12 protein-coding genes, 1 pseudogene and 1 riboswitch are annotated in these 17,291 nt (G+C 39.1%); of the genes and pseudogenes, 9 read left to right on the top strand and 4 right to left on the bottom strand.

Going from position 1 to position 17,291, the window contains the following annotated elements; translation table 11 throughout:
- The first annotated feature begins 95 nt into the window (after positions 1–95).
- From ACKU4N_RS11380 to ACKU4N_RS11365, 4 genes are all read left to right on the top strand, one after another.
- On the top strand, positions 96–2,783 hold the full coding sequence (locus ACKU4N_RS11380; RefSeq protein WP_321316442.1) for a zinc-dependent metalloprotease: 2,688 nt from the start codon (positions 96–98) through the stop codon (positions 2,781–2,783).
- 94 nt (positions 2,784–2,877) lie between these two features.
- Positions 2,878–6,204, top strand: a complete 3,327-nt coding sequence (locus ACKU4N_RS11375; RefSeq protein ID WP_321316441.1) for a SusC/RagA family TonB-linked outer membrane protein — start codon at positions 2,878–2,880, stop codon at positions 6,202–6,204.
- An 11-nt stretch (positions 6,205–6,215) separates the two neighbouring features.
- The gene (locus tag ACKU4N_RS11370) at positions 6,216–7,550 is read left to right on the top strand and encodes a RagB/SusD family nutrient uptake outer membrane protein (RefSeq protein WP_321316440.1); all 1,335 of its coding nucleotides are present in this window, start codon (positions 6,216–6,218) and stop codon (positions 7,548–7,550) included.
- 94 nt (positions 7,551–7,644) lie between these two features.
- Positions 7,645–8,415, top strand: coding sequence for a LytR/AlgR family response regulator transcription factor (locus tag ACKU4N_RS11365; protein WP_321316439.1), 771 nt, complete (start codon positions 7,645–7,647; stop codon positions 8,413–8,415).
- Positions 8,416–8,719: 304 nt separating this feature from the next.
- On the opposite strand, the gene ACKU4N_RS11360 is transcribed toward ACKU4N_RS11365, so the two are convergent.
- Both ACKU4N_RS11360 and ACKU4N_RS11355 read right to left on the bottom strand, forming a co-directional pair.
- Entirely contained in the window at positions 8,720–9,355 is a 636-nt protein-coding gene (locus ACKU4N_RS11360; RefSeq protein WP_321316438.1) for a flavodoxin family protein, read from the bottom strand.
- A gap of 281 nt (positions 9,356–9,636) precedes the next feature.
- On the bottom strand, positions 9,637–10,464 hold the full coding sequence (locus ACKU4N_RS11355) for a nitroreductase family protein (protein ID WP_321316437.1): 828 nt from the start codon (positions 10,462–10,464) through the stop codon (positions 9,637–9,639).
- A gap of 108 nt (positions 10,465–10,572) precedes the next feature.
- A riboswitch (TPP riboswitch) is annotated at positions 10,573–10,665 on the top strand.
- 57 nt (positions 10,666–10,722) lie between these two features.
- Here ACKU4N_RS11355 and ACKU4N_RS11350 point away from each other — a divergent pair.
- From ACKU4N_RS11350 to ACKU4N_RS11335, 4 genes and pseudogenes are all read left to right on the top strand, one after another.
- A pseudogene (locus ACKU4N_RS11350) lies at positions 10,723–11,493 on the top strand (sulfide-dependent adenosine diphosphate thiazole synthase).
- 1 nt (position 11,494) lies between these two features.
- Positions 11,495–12,109, top strand: a complete 615-nt coding sequence (gene thiE / locus ACKU4N_RS11345) for a thiamine phosphate synthase (protein WP_321316436.1) — start codon at positions 11,495–11,497, stop codon at positions 12,107–12,109.
- Entirely contained in the window at positions 12,106–13,380 is a 1,275-nt protein-coding gene (thiC, locus tag ACKU4N_RS11340; protein WP_321316435.1) for a phosphomethylpyrimidine synthase ThiC, read from the top strand. The genes thiE and thiC overlap by 4 nt, the downstream gene beginning before the upstream one ends.
- Positions 13,381–13,382: 2 nt before the next feature.
- A complete protein-coding gene (locus ACKU4N_RS11335; protein WP_321316434.1) occupies positions 13,383–14,129 on the top strand; it encodes a hydroxymethylpyrimidine/phosphomethylpyrimidine kinase in 747 nt (248 codons plus the stop codon).
- 680 nt (positions 14,130–14,809) lie between these two features.
- Here ACKU4N_RS11335 and ACKU4N_RS11330 read toward each other — a convergent pair.
- Entirely contained in the window at positions 14,810–15,103 is a 294-nt protein-coding gene (locus tag ACKU4N_RS11330) for a putative quinol monooxygenase (RefSeq protein WP_124993672.1), read from the bottom strand.
- Positions 15,104–15,222: 119 nt separating this feature from the next.
- On the bottom strand, positions 15,223–15,933 hold the full coding sequence (locus tag ACKU4N_RS11325; RefSeq protein ID WP_321316433.1) for an XRE family transcriptional regulator: 711 nt from the start codon (positions 15,931–15,933) through the stop codon (positions 15,223–15,225).
- 73 nt (positions 15,934–16,006) lie between these two features.
- Between ACKU4N_RS11325 and dinB the strand changes: the two genes are divergently transcribed.
- Positions 16,007–17,212 (top strand): DNA polymerase IV, encoded by a 1,206-nt coding sequence (gene dinB, locus ACKU4N_RS11320; protein ID WP_321316432.1) that lies wholly within the window; start codon positions 16,007–16,009, stop codon positions 17,210–17,212.
- The last annotated feature ends 79 nt before the right edge of the window (positions 17,213–17,291 follow it).

The following is a 17,291-nucleotide window of genomic DNA, read 5'->3' as shown; positions in this document are numbered from 1 at the left end:
CATTAGGCAGTAGTAAAACGAATAAAATTGAATTATGCAGTGACGTGAGTATTCGTGTAGGGGCGATGCTCACAACTACAAACAAAATATACTAAATGAACTTAAGCACAATCACACCAAATCACAAAATTACGCGGCTGTTTTTGATGGCATTTATTCTGGGGGGAATGAGTTTGTCATCACAGGCGTCAGAGCGAACTTCTGTTTCTGCAGAAGATGGAATTTTTACATTCTGGAAGAAGAAAAAGACAGAAACCGAGTCGGATACGACAAAAGGAAAAGACAAAGATTCAAAACTGAAGAAGTACGATGAAATAATTACTTCGGATGCGATTACGAAAAAAGGAGTAATAGCTATTCACAGAGTAAAAAAGGATTACTATTTCGAAATCCCGGATTCGTTGCTTCACCGCGACTTTCTTTTGGTCAATAAAATCTCTAAAGTTCCTTCCGAGATCAATGAGTTGGGTTTTAACAAAGGAATCAACTATCAAAATTTATTGATTCGTTTTGAAGTGGATACCTTAACTGAAAAAATTTGGGTGAAAACTTATCATCCATATTACGAAGGGAAAGCAGGAGATGCAATTACTCAATCGGTGAAAGATAATTACATGCCTTCCATACGGGAATGTTTCGATTTGGCATGTTTTGGAAAAGACTCTGCCAGTTATGTTTTTAAGGTAAACAAAGTGTTTGACGGAACTGAGAAAAGTTTGAATGATCTGTTTGGAATCCTTGGAATGCCGGGATCTGCCGTGAAAGATCTTTCGAAAATAAGTGCCGCCAAAAGCTTTCCTAAAAATTTGGTAATGAAGTCATTGCTGACCACTAAAGCAGAAGGAATTACAGTGACTGTAGAAGTTACATCGAATATGGTTTTGTTAGCCGAAAAAGCCATGAAACCAAGATTTGCAGACCGTAGAATCGGATACTTTACAACCAAACATTTTTATTATCGTGATGATCAGCAGGCTGTTGAAAACAGAGAGTTTGTGAATCGCTGGAGATTGGAGCCGAAAACCGAAGATGTAGAAAAATATTTGGCAGGAGAATTGGTGGAACCGAAAAAGCCAATTGTGTATTATATCGATCCTTCGACACCTCCGCAATGGCGGCAGGCGATTAAAGATGGAATAACAGATTGGCAGTCTGCTTTTGAAAAAGCTGGATTTAAAAATGCTATTGTCGCAAAAGATGTTCCTGCCAACGATCCTGATTTTGACGGTGATGATGTTCGTTACTCCATGATTACTTATGCCGCATCCAATCAGGCAAATGCAATGGGACCATCTGTTGTAGATCCACGCTCAGGTGAAATTATTGAGGCTGACGTTATTTGGTGGCACAATGTGATGACTGCCCTGCATTCATGGATTCGTATTCAGACCGGAGTAATCGACCCAAAAGCAAGAGACAATAAATTTAGCGATGAACACATGGCTCATGCCATCCGCTTTGTTTCTTCCCACGAAATTGGTCACACCCTGGGTTTAATGCACAATATGGGGGCTTCAGCGGCTTTTCCTGTGGATTCTTTGCGTTCCAAATCATTTACGGCTAAAATGGGCGGAACGGCTCCATCCATTATGGATTACGCCCGTTTCAACTATGTAGCGCAGCCAAAAGATGAAGTGGTAAACATTACGCCTCAGATTGGTGTGTACGATAAATATGCAATTGCCTGGGCTTATCGATGGATTCAGGAAGATACTCCTTGGGACGAAGTGAAGGTTTTGAGTCAAATGATAAGGAATCACGAAAACGACCCATTGTATCATTACGGTCCGCAGCAAGACGGAAAGAATACCATCGATCCATCAGCGCAAAGCGAAGACTTGGGTGACAATTCGATGAAAGCAAGTCGTTACGGCCTGGCGAATTTGAAACGAATTGTTCCTGAAGTAGAAAAATGGACTTGCGAAGAAGGTGAAAGCTACGAAAAAGCAGGTAAAATGATGATGGGAGTAATCGGGCAATGGTTTACTTACGCGAATCATGTTGTGGCAAATGTGGGAGGTGTTTATTTGGATCAACCGGTATTTGGCGAGACTAAATCAGCTTATGTACATGTCGAAAAAGCAAAACAAAAAGATGCAATTAAATATTTGATCGAGGAAGTGATTAATATTCCACAATGGATTGCCAATGCTGAGATTTATAAAAAATCATATCCGATTAGGGAATCAGTAGTTGGTGATATTGAATACGCTCCAACAACCTTATTTAGGGATTTGCATGCCCGCATTTTTTACTCCTTACTGGAAAAAGAACGACTGTTGCGCATGCAGCAAAACGAAGCTGAAAATGGCAGTAAAGCATATACTCTGACAGAAATGATGAGTGATTTACATCAGGGAATATTTAGTGAAACGATTAAAAATCACAAGTTGGATGTTTTTACCCGTCAGTCGCAAAAGAACTTTGTTGATGTTTTAATTATTTCTCAAAACCAGACTTTAGAGAAAACAAGCAAAAAGTCTCTACGTGAACATAAGGATAGATGTTGTCCGTTGCATCAGCACATGCCCTTGCTGTGTGATTATGGAGTAAAGAGCCGGGCCCTTTTTCATGATCAGGAGGATGTATCGGACCGTTACGCCAACCGAAACCTGTTTTATGCCACAATGAATAGGGTGTCGGATGATGTGTCGGTGAAACGTGGTGAGTTGCTGCGCATTAAGGAGTTGTTATCGAAGAAGTTGAAGATTGCCGATGAAGCAACACGTTTTCATTATCAGGATTTGATTCTTCGGATTGAAGAAGCATTAAATACACATTGAAAATAGATCCTGCAGATGGAGAGATAAAAAATCTCTCTGTCTGTTTTTTGTATGAATTAACCACTATTTTACTAACCAATAAAAACAAGAATTTATGAAAAGACTGATAAGCCTGCTTTTGATCTTGATGCCCGCATTTGGATGGGCGCAGGAAATGAAGCAGATTAAAGGAACGGTTCTTTCCGAAAGTGATGGCGAAGTTCTAATTGGTGCTTCGGTTTACATTGATAAGTCAACCATTGGTACCGAAACCAATATGAAAGGGATTATTGAGAACATCACATTAGGAACAATTACCGATTTTGATGGAAACTTTACTTTGGAAGTTCCTAAAGAATTGAATACGATTGCCTGCAGCTTTTTGGGTTTCGAAACTCAAATGGTTGATATTACAGGAAAATCATTTATTACGATTAAACTTAGCGATTCAACCAGTGAATTGGGCGAGGTTGTTGTTACCGGCTATCAGAAAATCGAAAAACGCAAGCTGACTTCGGCGGTTGTTAAAGTGAATGCTGACAATATCAGACAAGCCGGTGTACCAAACGTGGATCAGATGTTAAGTGGGCAAATTGCCGGTGTGACCAGTATTGTTCAGGGTGGGGCACCTGGGGCTCCGGCAAAAATCCGTATCCGTGGAACAGCGTCATTAAACGGAACTCAAGATCCTCTATGGGTATTGGATGGTATTCCATTGGAAGGGAACGAAGTTCCTGATTACAACGACAAAGACAATATCGATCAGTTGTACAATTCTTCTGTTGGTGGTTTAAATCCTCAGGACATTGCTGATATTACAATACTAAAAGATGCTGCAGCAACTGCAATTTATGGTGCCCGCGCTGCAAATGGGGTAATTGTGATTACAACTAAAAAGGGTAAAGCCGGACAAATGAAAGTGAATTTGACGAGCAATACTTCGTTTATTTCACGACCTGATTTTGACAAGTTGAATTTAATGAATTCGAATGAGAAGGTGGATTTGGAAATGGCTTTGGCCGGTCGTACCGATCTTACCTATAACAGTCAGTATGGTAGTGTTTCACAAATTTTGAATGCAAATAATGATTGGGACAATTACCAAACAGGTGGTGTTTCAGCAATTGCACCGGAATCATTGGCCGCTATTAATGCTTTAAGAAGCGTTGATGCTAATTTAGAAGATGAATTGTATCAGAATGCAGTGAATCAGGATCATAGTCTGAGTGTTTCCGGTGGAAGTGATTTGGCAACTTACTATTTTTCCTTAGGTGCTCATACCGAAAAAGGAACAACTATCGGTACATCGCTTAGTCGTTACAATGTAACTTTAAAAACCGATTTCAACTTACGGGACAATTTAAGATTAGGTGTTAGTTTATTTGCCAACGAACGCAAGAACAAAACATATTTGACAAGTTCGAATATGTTGACAAATCCAGCAAACTATGTGCGTTTGGCTAATCCATATTTGAAATTGCGCGATGAAGATAATAACTACGTGTATAATATTGACGAGGAAGGCTTGTATAACATTGCCTACATTCCTTTCAATATTTTAGAAGAAAGAGCAGGAACTCAGAACAAGTTAAAAGGACAAAGTGTGAATGCTATTTTAGATTTGGAATGGGATTTAAATTCTCATCTTAAATTCCGTACTCAATACGGCATTCAGATAGACAAAACAAATACTAAAAAAGAAGCGGAAGAGGAGACTTTCTTTGCCAGAAAAGAGCGTCACAAAAGCCGCTATTTTTCAGGAGGAAAACCATTCTATTTCATTCCTGAAGGTGGAGTTCTTCAAAATTGGGAAGCGGATAACAGTTCTTATAATTGGAAAAACATTATAGAGTACAATCAACTTTTTAATGAAAAACATGAAGTTGAGTTCATGATTGGAAATGAATTACGCCAAAATGAATATACTCAGGTTTTTTCCGCCGCATACGGATGGAATGCCGATAGAATGACTTCCAAGCCAGTCATTTTTAGAGATGAAGCTGATGCAAAATCATTTCCATTGTTCAGTAAAGTATATAGAAAGAACCGCTATGCTTCCTTTTTTGGAACGGCTTCGTACACTTACGACAGGCGTTACACTTTTTTTGGAAGTATTCGTTTCGATGGTTCAGATTTGTTTGGTGTTGATCCAAAATACAGATATTTGCCTTTATACGCTTTAAGTGGAGCCTGGAATGCCAGCGAGGAGAGTTTTTTAACTGATATTGATTGGTTGAGTCAGTTGAAATTTCGTGCATCTTACGGACTGCAGGGAAACATCGATAAAGATAGTTCACCTTATATTATTGGTATACCTACCACAGTTTCCAATCTTCCGGGAACCAACGAAGATGGTATTGATGTTAGTGGTTTGCCAAATGATAAATTGCGTTGGGAAAAAACTTCTACTTACAATATTGGTACTGATCTGTCTTTATTTCGTCATGCTATTCGTATGAGTTTCGACTATTATGAAAGAAAAGGAACGGATTTGATAGGGACTCAGAATCTTCCGCATGAAACCGGTTTTAGTGCCATGTCGGTAAACTGGGCCGAAATGACAAACAAGGGATGGGAATTGAGTATTTCAACCAGAAATATTAAAACGAAAGATTTCGAATGGAATACCAGTTTTAATATTGCACATAACGAGAACAAAGTACTAAAAGAAAAGATTCCGGCAAATCAGTTCTTGCCTTCCCGCGAAGGATACTCCGCTAATTCGGTTTGGGTAATTAAAACAAAGGGCTTTGATGAGAACGGATATCCTTTGTTCGATAAGGATGGAGCTGCTGTAACAGGAAAAGAGTTTTTCGATCTATACGATCAATATGCTGATTTTTGGCCGGGAAATTATGCGGGTTCAAATTTAACAACTGAGCAAGTGCGTGAGCTTTTCACATATGCTGGTGATTCAGATCCTAAATATTCCGGTGGTATTATCAATACATTTAAATATAAAAATATTGATTTGGCTGTCTCTGCGAATTTTAACCTTGGGATGAATATTTTGGCGCAGCCAAATTACAGCATGACTGAGTATGACAGAGGAAGAAATACATCACGTAATTTATTGGATGTAATCAATGGTACCAATAAAAACCTGCCAAATTTATTAGGTGCCACTTCAGCTGATGGTGCCTATTGGATGGAAAAACAGTGGTACGATAACATTGATAATGCAGGAACATACCGTCATTTGGATACTTGGTTGAAAAAGGTAAACTATATGAGAATCAGTAGTATTCGTTTGGGTTACACCTTGCCTGATGCAATGTTAAAGCGCATCAGATTATCTAACGTAAGATTTAGTTTAGAGGCGCGTAATCCTTTTGTGATTTCAAATGGTTACGATGGCTATTTTGATCCTGAATCGTATGGTAATATTTACGCTCAGCCACAGCAAAAATCTTATACTTTAGGTGTTAATTTAACTTTCTAATGACTTACACAATGAAAAAAATAAATATATACATTGCGCTGTTGTTGGCAGTAGTAAGCTATTCTTCCTGCGACAATTATTTGGATGTAAAGCCAAAGGATCGGTTGATTCCAACAACAACAGATGATTTCCGGGCCTTACTGACAAGCGCATACGATGGGGTTCCTGATGATAAAGAAAGAATTGCTTTCAGAACTGATGAATTAAAATTGGACAATAATGCTTGGGATTTAACACAAGTTCAGGATATCTATTTGTGGAATGATGTCAATCAATCATCGAACACATTGGGTTTTTCATGGCAGCAATATTACAAGGTGATCATGTATGCCAATCACATTATAGATGCCGGTGCTGATGCAACAGAAGGAAGTTCTGAAGAAATTGATCAAATTGTCGGAGAAGCTTACTTATTGAGAGCTTTAATGCATTTTAACCTGGTAAATCTTTATGGTTTGCCTTACAATTCAGCCACAGCAAATACCGATAAAGGCGTGCCTCTTGCATTAAAAATTGATACGGAAGCTGAATATTTTGCAAGTAGTACGGGTGAGGTTTATACACAAATAGCATCTGATATTACAGATGGAATAGCGAAGTTGAACATTGAAACTTACGAAACAGGATTGAATTATCGTTTCAGTATGTTGGCTGCTTTGGCCTTTCAATCAAGGGTGTATTTGTATGTTGGCGATTTCGAAAATGCAAGAAAAACAGCATTGGAGGTTGTAAAGTTTAAAGTTGATTTGCAGGATTTAGTTGCCGATAATTCTCTTTCTGCGCACAAATACAATTCTGTTGAGAGCATTTTGGCTTTAGAGGAAGTATTCTCTTCTGAAGTTGGAGGTTCATCTTTTGTTTCTGATAAATTGCTTGGAATGTACGATCAGGTTAATGACCTGCGTTTTTCCCTGTATTTTAACGATGAAGGAAATGGAGAATTCAGCATTGATAAAGGAACTGATACAGCTTCAAAATGCAGTTTCAGAACCTCTGAAATGTATTTGACAATTGCTGAGTGTGCGGCAAAACTAGACGATTTGGATCAAGCTCGCAACTATTTAAATCAGTTGAAAGCAAAACGTTTACTTGCTGATTTTTACAATACAGAAGTAACCCGTATTGCTGGATTAAACAAAGCAGAATTAATCGCAGAAATTGCCAACGAACGTTTTAGAGAGTTTGCTTTTGAAGGACATCGTTGGTTCGATTTACGAAGAACAACTCAAGAGCCAATTGATCATGCCTACAAAACAGAATCAGCGACTCTGAATCAGGGCGATCCCCGTTATACGCTCCGTTATCCGGATGAAGCCATAAACAACAATCCAAATTTGAGTAATTAGGTTAATTAGCATATCAATAAATTGAAATTAGGGGTTTTCCAGTACGGATTGCCCCTTTTCTTTTGTAATTTGGTCGGGTAAAAATAAGACAGAAATGATTAGAATAGCTATTGTTGAAGATGAACGTTTGGCGGCGCGGGAACTGGAAAAAATGCTGCTGGATATACGTCCTGATAAAGTTGAAATTAAAGCACATCTGGAAAATGTTGAGCAGGCCGTACAGTATCTGTCCGGGAATAAGCTTGATTTGATTTTTATGGATATCCACTTGGGAGATGGCAACAGTTTTGAGATCTTCGATCGGTTGGAAATTACCACACCTGTTATTTTTACAACTGCATACGATCAATATGCGATACAGGCATTTAAACAATGCAGTGTTGATTATATACTAAAACCAATGGACTCTGAAGATGTGGAAGCTGCTGTTAGTAAGTTCGAGACAATGTTTCAGGAGAAAGAATCTCTTGATTTTAGGGCTCTTCAGAAATCTTTAAACAGCTTAATGACTGGTGATCAATATCAGGAACGATTCATGGTGAGCCGCGGTGACAGACTCAGTTCATTGGAAGTTGAAAAAGTGGCCTACTTTATGGCAGACGGTAAGGCTCTTTATCTATTTGGATTGGATGGGAACCGTTATCTTTTTGATGGCACGCTGACATCTTTGGAAAGCAAATTGAATCCGAAGCGTTTTTTCCGGATTAACCGCAAATTTATCGTTAGTTATCAGGCCATTGAAGATATGCACTACTATTCAAAAAACAGAATAAAATTAAATCTCAAACCCAATCATCCGGAGTGTATTGATGCTGTGGTTAGTCAGGATCGATGTGCCGAATTTAAGAAATGGTTAAATCAATAGCCGGAGTAGGCCATTGAAAAGTTTGATTTGTTCAAAAAAAGTCAATAGTTTTAAAAAATCTGCAGTGTTCTGGCTGCTTATTTTTCCTCAATGTGATGACAATGCATGCACCTTCCAAATCAAAAAGCATGATTGAGGCAATAATTTTATTTCTTCCAGATGTTGCTCACAACTCTTGAACTTGCACATACAAGGGAACAGAAATGGAAAAAAAGACAAAACAGGGAATTAGATAATTATTTGAGCAAAAAGAAAAGCCATTATTCTGTTGCAAGAAGAATGGCTTTATATATTTTGTACCCGATTATCGGATAAAGTTGGTGTATATTTTCTTCTCTTGTGCCGGAGCTTCTACCTTATCTTTTCCCTGATCAATTAATTGCAATAGGTAGGCCATATTTTTGCCCAAAATTCTCATGATCTGAACACCTTCTTCATCTTGCAAAACTTCACCTGGAGTCGTTCCGTGAATTACATTCCAATAATTCGATGTCGGGATCATCATTTCTGAATAGTTGAGATAATTGTTCAGTTCGTTAAAGGTTGGCAATCCTCCCGAACGACGAACCGCAACAACCGAAGCACCAACTTTGTGCCGAAACAAGTTGCCGTTTGCACCACTCACATAGAATGCCCGGTCTAAAAACGATTTCATATTTGCTCCCAAAGAGGCATAATGAACTGGTGAGCCAAGCAAAATGCCATCGGCTTCTTTCATCTTTTGAATCCAAATGTTTACATCATCTCCTTTTAGTACACATTTTTCATCTTTGTTTTTGGCACATTGACCGCAGGCAGTACAACCTTTTACTCCTTTATTGCCAATGTGAACAATTTCAGTTTCAATACCTTGCATCTCCAACTGTTCTGTTACTAATTTAAGGGCATGGTAAGTGTTTCCTTCTTTTTTAGGACTTCCGTTAAATGCGACTACCTTCATATGATTATAATTTTAAGATTTTGCCATATAGCCTGTCCCGAACTTGTTTCGGGAGAACTTACCATTCTGAGATAATCATCTCCCTGTGTGTTAAAATCACTTTGGCATGGACGTTTCATTTTTTGAGTTTTATTGTTTTTATGATTTCAGATTTGTGAAAAATCGATTTATCCGCACAAATTGAAGTACAAAAATAAGTAGGAACTAAATAAAATTGTTTTAATAAAATGTTAATAGAATTAATCTATTGTAAGAATCTGATGTGAAAAACAGACTTCTTTTTATTCAAATTTTATGCGATTCACTTTTAATCCTTCCGATTGAATTCCCCGGGCATATTTCACTGCCGGTTTGCCGAATATCATTACATAACCAATCGTGTGATCTTTTGGAATGCCGATAAACATCCGCAATTCAGGATCTATGTCATCAATGGCCCATTTTATCATTCCATTCCAAAGTGTGCCAATTCCGTGTGAATTGGCAATTAATTCGAAGTAGCACAATGAAATTAAGCAATCTGCCATTGGTGAAGCATCAGCAGATGGGGCAGAAGCAATAATTAGGTGTGGTGCATCCCTAAAAATCACATCTACACCTTTGGTTTCCCATAATTTTTGATAGGAAAGAAGAAATTGAAATCGTTTCTCAAGCATACCGGTCTCTCTGGCATTTTTCAATGAATCGTACACTTTTGATCGAAACAAGTCCAGATCATTTTTGTTGTCAATCAAGGATATTAAAACAGCATTATCATTGTGTCCTGTTGGTGCATGTGCAGCCGTTTCAATAAGTTCCTGAATTAATTTTTTATCAATGTTTTCCTTTTTGTACTTTCGGATGGAGCGTCTGGTTTTCATCAATCTGCTGATTGTTTCCGGCTTTGGGATTTCATCACTTACCAAAACACTATTTTCAGGTTCTTTCCCTAATATTGAAAGTGCTGCCGTAGGACAAATGGCTAAACAGTGCTGGCATTTCAAACAATTCTTCTCTTTTTCTTTTCGGATCACAGGTTTTGGAGCCATCTCTATAATTCCAACCGGACAATCTTGTGCACAAAGACTGCACGCGATACATTTATCTTCTTCTATTTTAAAATCTAACATTGTTTGCAAGCTTATATTTGTAAGCAAAGATAATTCTTCCAGAGAATTAATCCGTAAAAGATTCCAATGGGAAGAATCTATTCTGGTTTTTTATTTTACTTTTGCATTTATATAAACTAGGGGTGCCTAACTTTAAGGCTGAGATCATACCCTTTACCTGATCAGGATAATGCCTGCGTAGGAAAGTAAAGAAAAGTCTGCTTTTTTGGAGTAGGACTGCCCCTGTTTATTAATGATATACACTTAATAAACAATAAAATGGAGCAAATTGTATCTGCAGGAATCGTCGATTCCTATTTTAAAAAACTCAAAGAAAATTTATCGGTTGATGTGGCCATTGTCGGAGGTGGACCTTCTGGACTAATCGCATCCTATTATCTCGCAAAGAAAGGCTTTAAAGTTGCTTTGTATGAAAGTAAACTGGCTCCAGGCGGAGGCATGTGGGGCGGTGCCATGATGTTTAACGAGATAATAGTTCAGAAAGATGCACTGCATATTCTTGACGAATTAAATATTTCCTATACAAACTATCAGGGAGATTATTACACGCTTGATTCTGTGCATGCAACCTCTGCATTAATATACCATGCTACGCAGGCAGGCGTAAAAATCTTCAACTGTTCTTCTATTGAAGATGTTGTTTTTCAAAACGATAGGGTGTGTGGTGTTGTTTTAAATTGGTCACCTGTTCGCAGAGAAGGATTGCATGTTGATCCTTTGGTGATCATGGCAAAAGCCGTAGTTGATGGCACGGGGCACGATTGTGACATTGTCAGCACCTTGGAACGTAAAAACGACGTGAAGCTAAACACAAAAACAGGTAAAGTGATGGGGGAATACTCTTTGTCGATAGATTAAGCTGAGCGAACTACTGTAGAAAACACCAAAGAAGTATACCCTGGATTGTATGTGTCGGGTATGGCATCGAATGGTGTTAGCGGTGGCTTTAGAATGGGTCCTATCTTTGGAGGAATGCTTCTTTCCGGTGAAAAATTAGCGGGTTTAATTGCTGAAAACCTAAGTAAATAAGATGAAGGACTTTGGTTTATACATCATCATTACAAAGCCTCACTCTTCATATCGTTCCATTGCCGAATCGTGCGTTGAGCAAGGAGTTAAGATGCTGCAGCTGCGCGAAAAATTTTTATCCGATAAAGAATTGATACGAATAGGAAAAGAAATCAGAGCCATTACAAGAGGAAGTGAAACCAGTTTTGTGATGAATGACCGTGCGGATATTGCAGCAATTTGTGATGCTGATTTTCTGCACCTCGGACAAGATGATATAAGTATGGAAGAAGCCCGGAATATTGTTGGAGACATGAAAATTGGTTTGTCAACGCATTCCATTTGGCAAGTGAAGGAAGCTTTGGCTCAGAAGCCTGATTACATTGGCTTTGGCCCCATATATCCGACCAATGCTAAAGCGAAACCCGATCAGCCGGTTGGTGTTAAAGAGCTGAAACAGGTGCTGGATATTGCTACTGTTCCTGTGGTTGCCATTGGTGGAATTTTCCCTGAAAATATTCAGACTATTTTGAGTGCCGGAGCTAAAAATATTGCCATGGTGCGGCATTTTATGCAAACAGATCAGTTCGATCAAAGGATTCAAGAGTTTACTAATTTAATAAGCACAAAACAATGAACACACAAATAGAAAAAGCCAAAGAAGGCATTGTCACAGCCGAAATGCATATCGTTGCAAAAAACGAAAGAGTTGATGTTGAATGGCTGCGAAATGAGATTGCACAGGGGCGGATTGTAATCCCCAAAAACAAAAATCATGACTTTCCGGCTGTAGCAATAGGGAATGGTTTGCGAACTAAGGTAAATGCTAACATGGGCACATCCGAGAAGCATTGCCATTTTGAAGAGGAACTGGAAAAAATGAAAGTAGCTGTTCAATATGGTGCCGATGCAATTATGGATTTATCAACGGGCGGCGATCTGCATATTATTCTTCAACGAATACTTAAGGAGTCTTCTGTAATGGTTGGTACTGTACCCATTTATGGTGTAGCTACACGTTTGCTGGCCGAAGGAAAAGAGATTAAAGAACTCGATCCGGAAGATCTGTTTCGTGAAATTGAAACTCAGGCAAAAATGGGGGTTGATTTTATGACCTTGCACTGCGGCGTTACCAAAGTTTCCCTTTCCTTTCTTGAGAATGATAAACGAGTGTGTGGCATTGTAAGCCGGGGAGGAGCTTTGCTGAAGCGCTGGATGAAAGAAAACGGGAAGGAGAATCCATTGTATGAACAATACGACCGGGTTTTGGATATTTGCAAACAATACGATGTAACCATTAGTTTGGGTGATGGTTTGCGTCCGGGAGCCGGTGCTGATGCTACCGATCAGGCACAAGTTGCAGAATTGCTGGTTTTAGGGGAATTGGTCGATCACGCCAGAGACAAAGGTGTGCAGGTAATGGTAGAAGGTCCCGGCCACATGCCTTTGGATCAGATTGAAGCCAATATGAAATTGATGAAAAGACTTTGCCGCGAAGCACCGTTTTACGTGCTTGGGCCTTTGGTTACCGATTCGGCTCCCGGATACGATCACATTGTGGGAGCAATTGGGGGTACGATTGCAGCCATTCACGGTGCCGATTTTTTGTGTTACGTAACGCCTGCCGAGCATTTGTGCCTGCCCGATGCTAAAGACGTAAAGGAAGGTGTAATTGCAAGCCGGATTGCTGCACATGCTGCCGATTTAGTGAATAATGTGGCAGGTGCCCGTGATCGGGATCTGACAATTTCGAAAGCACGTTACGAACTGGATTGGGAGACAATGTTTACAAATAGTATCGATCCTGAATTGGCCAGAAAGCGGAAAATGGAATCGGAAAGCAGTGAAGAGGATCACTGTACCATGTGCGGGAACCTGTGCGCAGTTAAAAATGATAAAAGCATGTAAGTATGGAATACTTTTTAACAATTGCAGCTTCGGATAGCAGTGGTGGAGCAGGCATACAACAAGATTGTAAAGTGGCACATGATTTGGGTTATTGGGCACTTTCGGCACTAACAGGAATTACAGTTCAAAATTTTGAAAAAGTATTTGCTGTGGAGCCTGTAAATCACGAATTGCTGCAATCTCAAATAAAGAATTTGTTTCAATCATTTCCTGTTCGAACGGTTAAGATTGGAGCGGTTTGCAGCAAGGAGAATCTGATGGTGATCAGCAATTGTTTAAAACACTTTCCGAAAATACATGTGGTTCTCGATCCGGTTTTGGCCTCTACCAGCGGAAAAGCTCTTTTCGATTCATCAGCATTGCATTTGTTGAAAGGGGAATTGTTTCCCTTATGCGAACTGATTACTCCCAACAAAAATGAGTTTGAATTGCTTGCCGATTGCAGGATCAATACATTGGAGGAGGGAATCGAAATTGCAAAAGAGAAGAGCAGGGAGTGGTGTACTTCCATTTTACTAAAAGGCGGTCATTTTACAGATGCTAAAATCAGGGAAGCTTTAATCTGTAAGAAAGAGGTTTATCATTTTGAAAAGAAGAGGAAGAATTTTGACTATCAACACGGAACCGGCTGTACTTTGTCTACGGCCGTTTCCTGTTTTTTGGGAGAAAATGAATCGGTTTTAAATTCGTGTCGCCTGTCTTCTGATTATTTAGACCAGCATTATTCCTCTTTGCAGGATCAATTTTGAAAACAGCCGTTTTACTTTATATAAATGGGCATCTGCTTGCGTGGATGCCAATTTTAGCAAAACACAAAGCCCTCTCACTTTCGTGGATGACCATTATTGCGATGCACAAGCCCTTCGGAGTTTTGAAAATACCGGTTTTAGTCACATAAAAGACCTATATTTTTTTGTGGATGCCCATATTCATGCAACGCAAGCCTTATCCGGCAAACGAGATGCCCATTTTTGGAACACACACATGCCTCGGAGTTTCGAAAATGCCACCCTTGTGCACACTGTAAGTCCTTTATAATATGAAAACTTTCAATAGTAAGCTGTTAAATAACATTTCGAATGATCCAAATCGGGCGAAGAGGCTTTTTTTATCCCATCAGTGGTTGCAGATTCCTGACAGGCTAGGGCAATACCGTTTTCACCACCTTCTTCTGTCGACACTTCCCCTCAAGAAGGGAAAATTCTGTTTGTGAACGATTTTCCCTTTTTTTAAGGGAAGATGTCCGTAGGGCAGAGGGGTACTTTTTTGTTTTGTTGTGTTTTTTGATTGAAAGTACCGTCAGGGTAAAAGAACCGCTGACGGGCATGCATTTGTTACATTTATTGTGTTGTTTGGCTTCTGATTATTTAGACGAGCATTATTTCTCTTTACAGGATTAATTTTAAGAATTTAGGAAAATGCAGTTTTTTTAATTCAGTTTCTCAGCTTCGTAAATATTCAGTTCGTTTTTTGCTTCAAGAAAACCTTTCACTTCAGCGATGTATTTAGTCATGTGCTCAGCATTTAAATGCTTGTCGAGAGCTGGTTTAGATTCCCATCGTTCGAATAGAAAAAGTTCCGAATCAGAAGTCAGCTTTTGGTGAAGTTCGTACTCCAAACATCCGTCTTCTTGTCTCACCAGCTCGGCCACATTATTGAATGCATTAATAAAATCCTGCTTACAGCCGGCCTTAGGTCTTATTTTTACATTTACGATGATCATGATATTTCTATTAAATAGCGTTGGTTTTTAGTCTTACTTTATTTTTTATTCGTAGTAAAGTTAAATTATTGTTTTTATAATCTGAATTTTTAGACTTGAAGCTTTTGTTCTTCTGTTTGTTATTCAATCTCAAACCCATTAAAAGTCTCAAATTTCCAGATCTCAATTACGTTCTTAATAGGCAATTCGTAAGGCTTGTAGTTTCGGTTCGAGGATACCAAAAGGAGTGTTTGGTTTTTCTCCAACTGTTTGTAAACTACTTTAAAAACAATCCCATCTTCAAGTGTTACTATAATGCAGGGAGTACCATCTTTAATTTGCTCCCAGTTTTGAATAAAGGAAGCAGTTACCCATGCACCTTCGGGAATTGGCAGCATCGAATCTCCTGCAATTTGAAACGTTCGGTAGGTTTTATCTTTAGGAAGAAAGGGCAATGAGAATTTTGGCAGTGAGCCGATAAACTCCAAATCGCCGTAGCTGTTTGTATAGCCTGCCTGTGCTTTTAGCGGAACCATTTCAATGTTCTCTTCTCCATCTTTGTTTACGGATATGGTGAGCAGGCGTAATTTTTTTCCGGTAACATCAATATCGAATCCATCTTCTATCTGCGAAAGCTGAAATTCCGACAGCTCTGCTAAATTGTAGCGCAACAATGCATCTATTGATACACCAAAGTATTCAGCGAATTTAATCAACACCTTAAACGGTGGCTGAACATTTTTTTCATATCCTGCCAAAGTAGTTCTTGTAATGTCCAGTTGATCAGCTAAACTAAGTTGAGATTTCTTTCTCCGCTGACGCAGGAACTTAATATTTTCTGCAAAAAACATAGCTTCTTTTTTTCAAAGATAATCAAAAATGACTAAATTATAGTCAGAATAATGACGAAAATATCGACAATTGGTGAGAAAGACAATATTGCATATGGATTTGGATACTTTTTTTGTGTCCTGTGAACGGCTTTTAGACAGCAGGTTGAATAATCGTCCGGTACTGATTGGAGGAACATCAGACAGAGGTGTTGTGGCTGCCTGCAGTTATGAAGCGCGTGTGTATGGCATTCATTCTGCCATGCCTATGAAAATGGCCAGGCTATTATGTCCGGGTGCTGTTGTGATAAGAGGAGATAGCGGGACTTACAGTAAGTTTTCGGATATGGTGACTGAAATTGTAAAGGAACGCGCACCTGTTTTCGAAAAATCTTCGATTGATGAGTTTTACGTTGATATTACGGGAATGGATCGTTTTGTGCAGACCAGTTATTTGTGGTCAAGGGAATTACGGGAGAAAATTTTAAAAGAAACACATTTACCCATTTCTTTTGGTCTTTCAACCAGCAAAACGGTTTCGAAGGTGGGAACAGGAGAGGCCAAACCCAATAATTACATCGAAATTCCGGAAGGAAACGAAATGCCTTTTTTGGCGCCTCTTTCCATAAAGAAAATACCCATGGTGGGCGATAAAACCTATCACAAGTTACGAAGTATGGGGGTAGAAAAAATTCGAACCGTACAGGAAATGCCCATGGAATTGATGGAACGCGTATTGGGTAAAAACGGCACGGTAATCTGGAAAAAGGCACAAGGAATTGACAATACTCCTGTAGTGGCCTGGAACGAGAGAAAATCCATATCCAGCGAGCGGACTTTCGAGAAAGATACCACTGATGTGACCAAATTACGCAGTTTGTTGGTGGCTATGGCCGAAAATCTGTGTTATCAACTGCGAAATGGAAACAAACTAACTGCTTGTGTGACGGTTAAGATCCGATATTCCGATTTTCAGACGTATACAAAACAGAAGCGAATTCCCTACACATCTTTAGATCATACACTCATCGCTGTAGTGCTTGATTTGTTTGAGAAGATGTATGAGCGCAGAGTATTGATTCGTTTGATTGGTGTTTGTTTTAGCTATTTGGTGGGTGGGACGTATCAAATTCGTTTGTTCGAGGATTCGGAGAAGCTGATTAAATTGTATCAGGCCATGGACCTTGTGCGCAACCGTTACGGACAAAGTGCCGTGAAGCGCGCCATTGGAATGGGCTCAACAACAATTGGAGGGATGAACCCTTTCAATGGTAAGACACCAATTATTCCGGCACACTAAAGACGATGAATGAGAATTATGAATTAGTAATGATGAATTAAGAATTAACAGGGTGAAAGAAGATATTCTCATTATCCCT

Source organism: Labilibaculum sp., from assembly GCF_963664555.1.
GTDB lineage: Bacteria > Bacteroidota > Bacteroidia > Bacteroidales > Marinifilaceae > Labilibaculum.
This window is presented reverse-complemented; position numbering and strand designations above follow the sequence as displayed.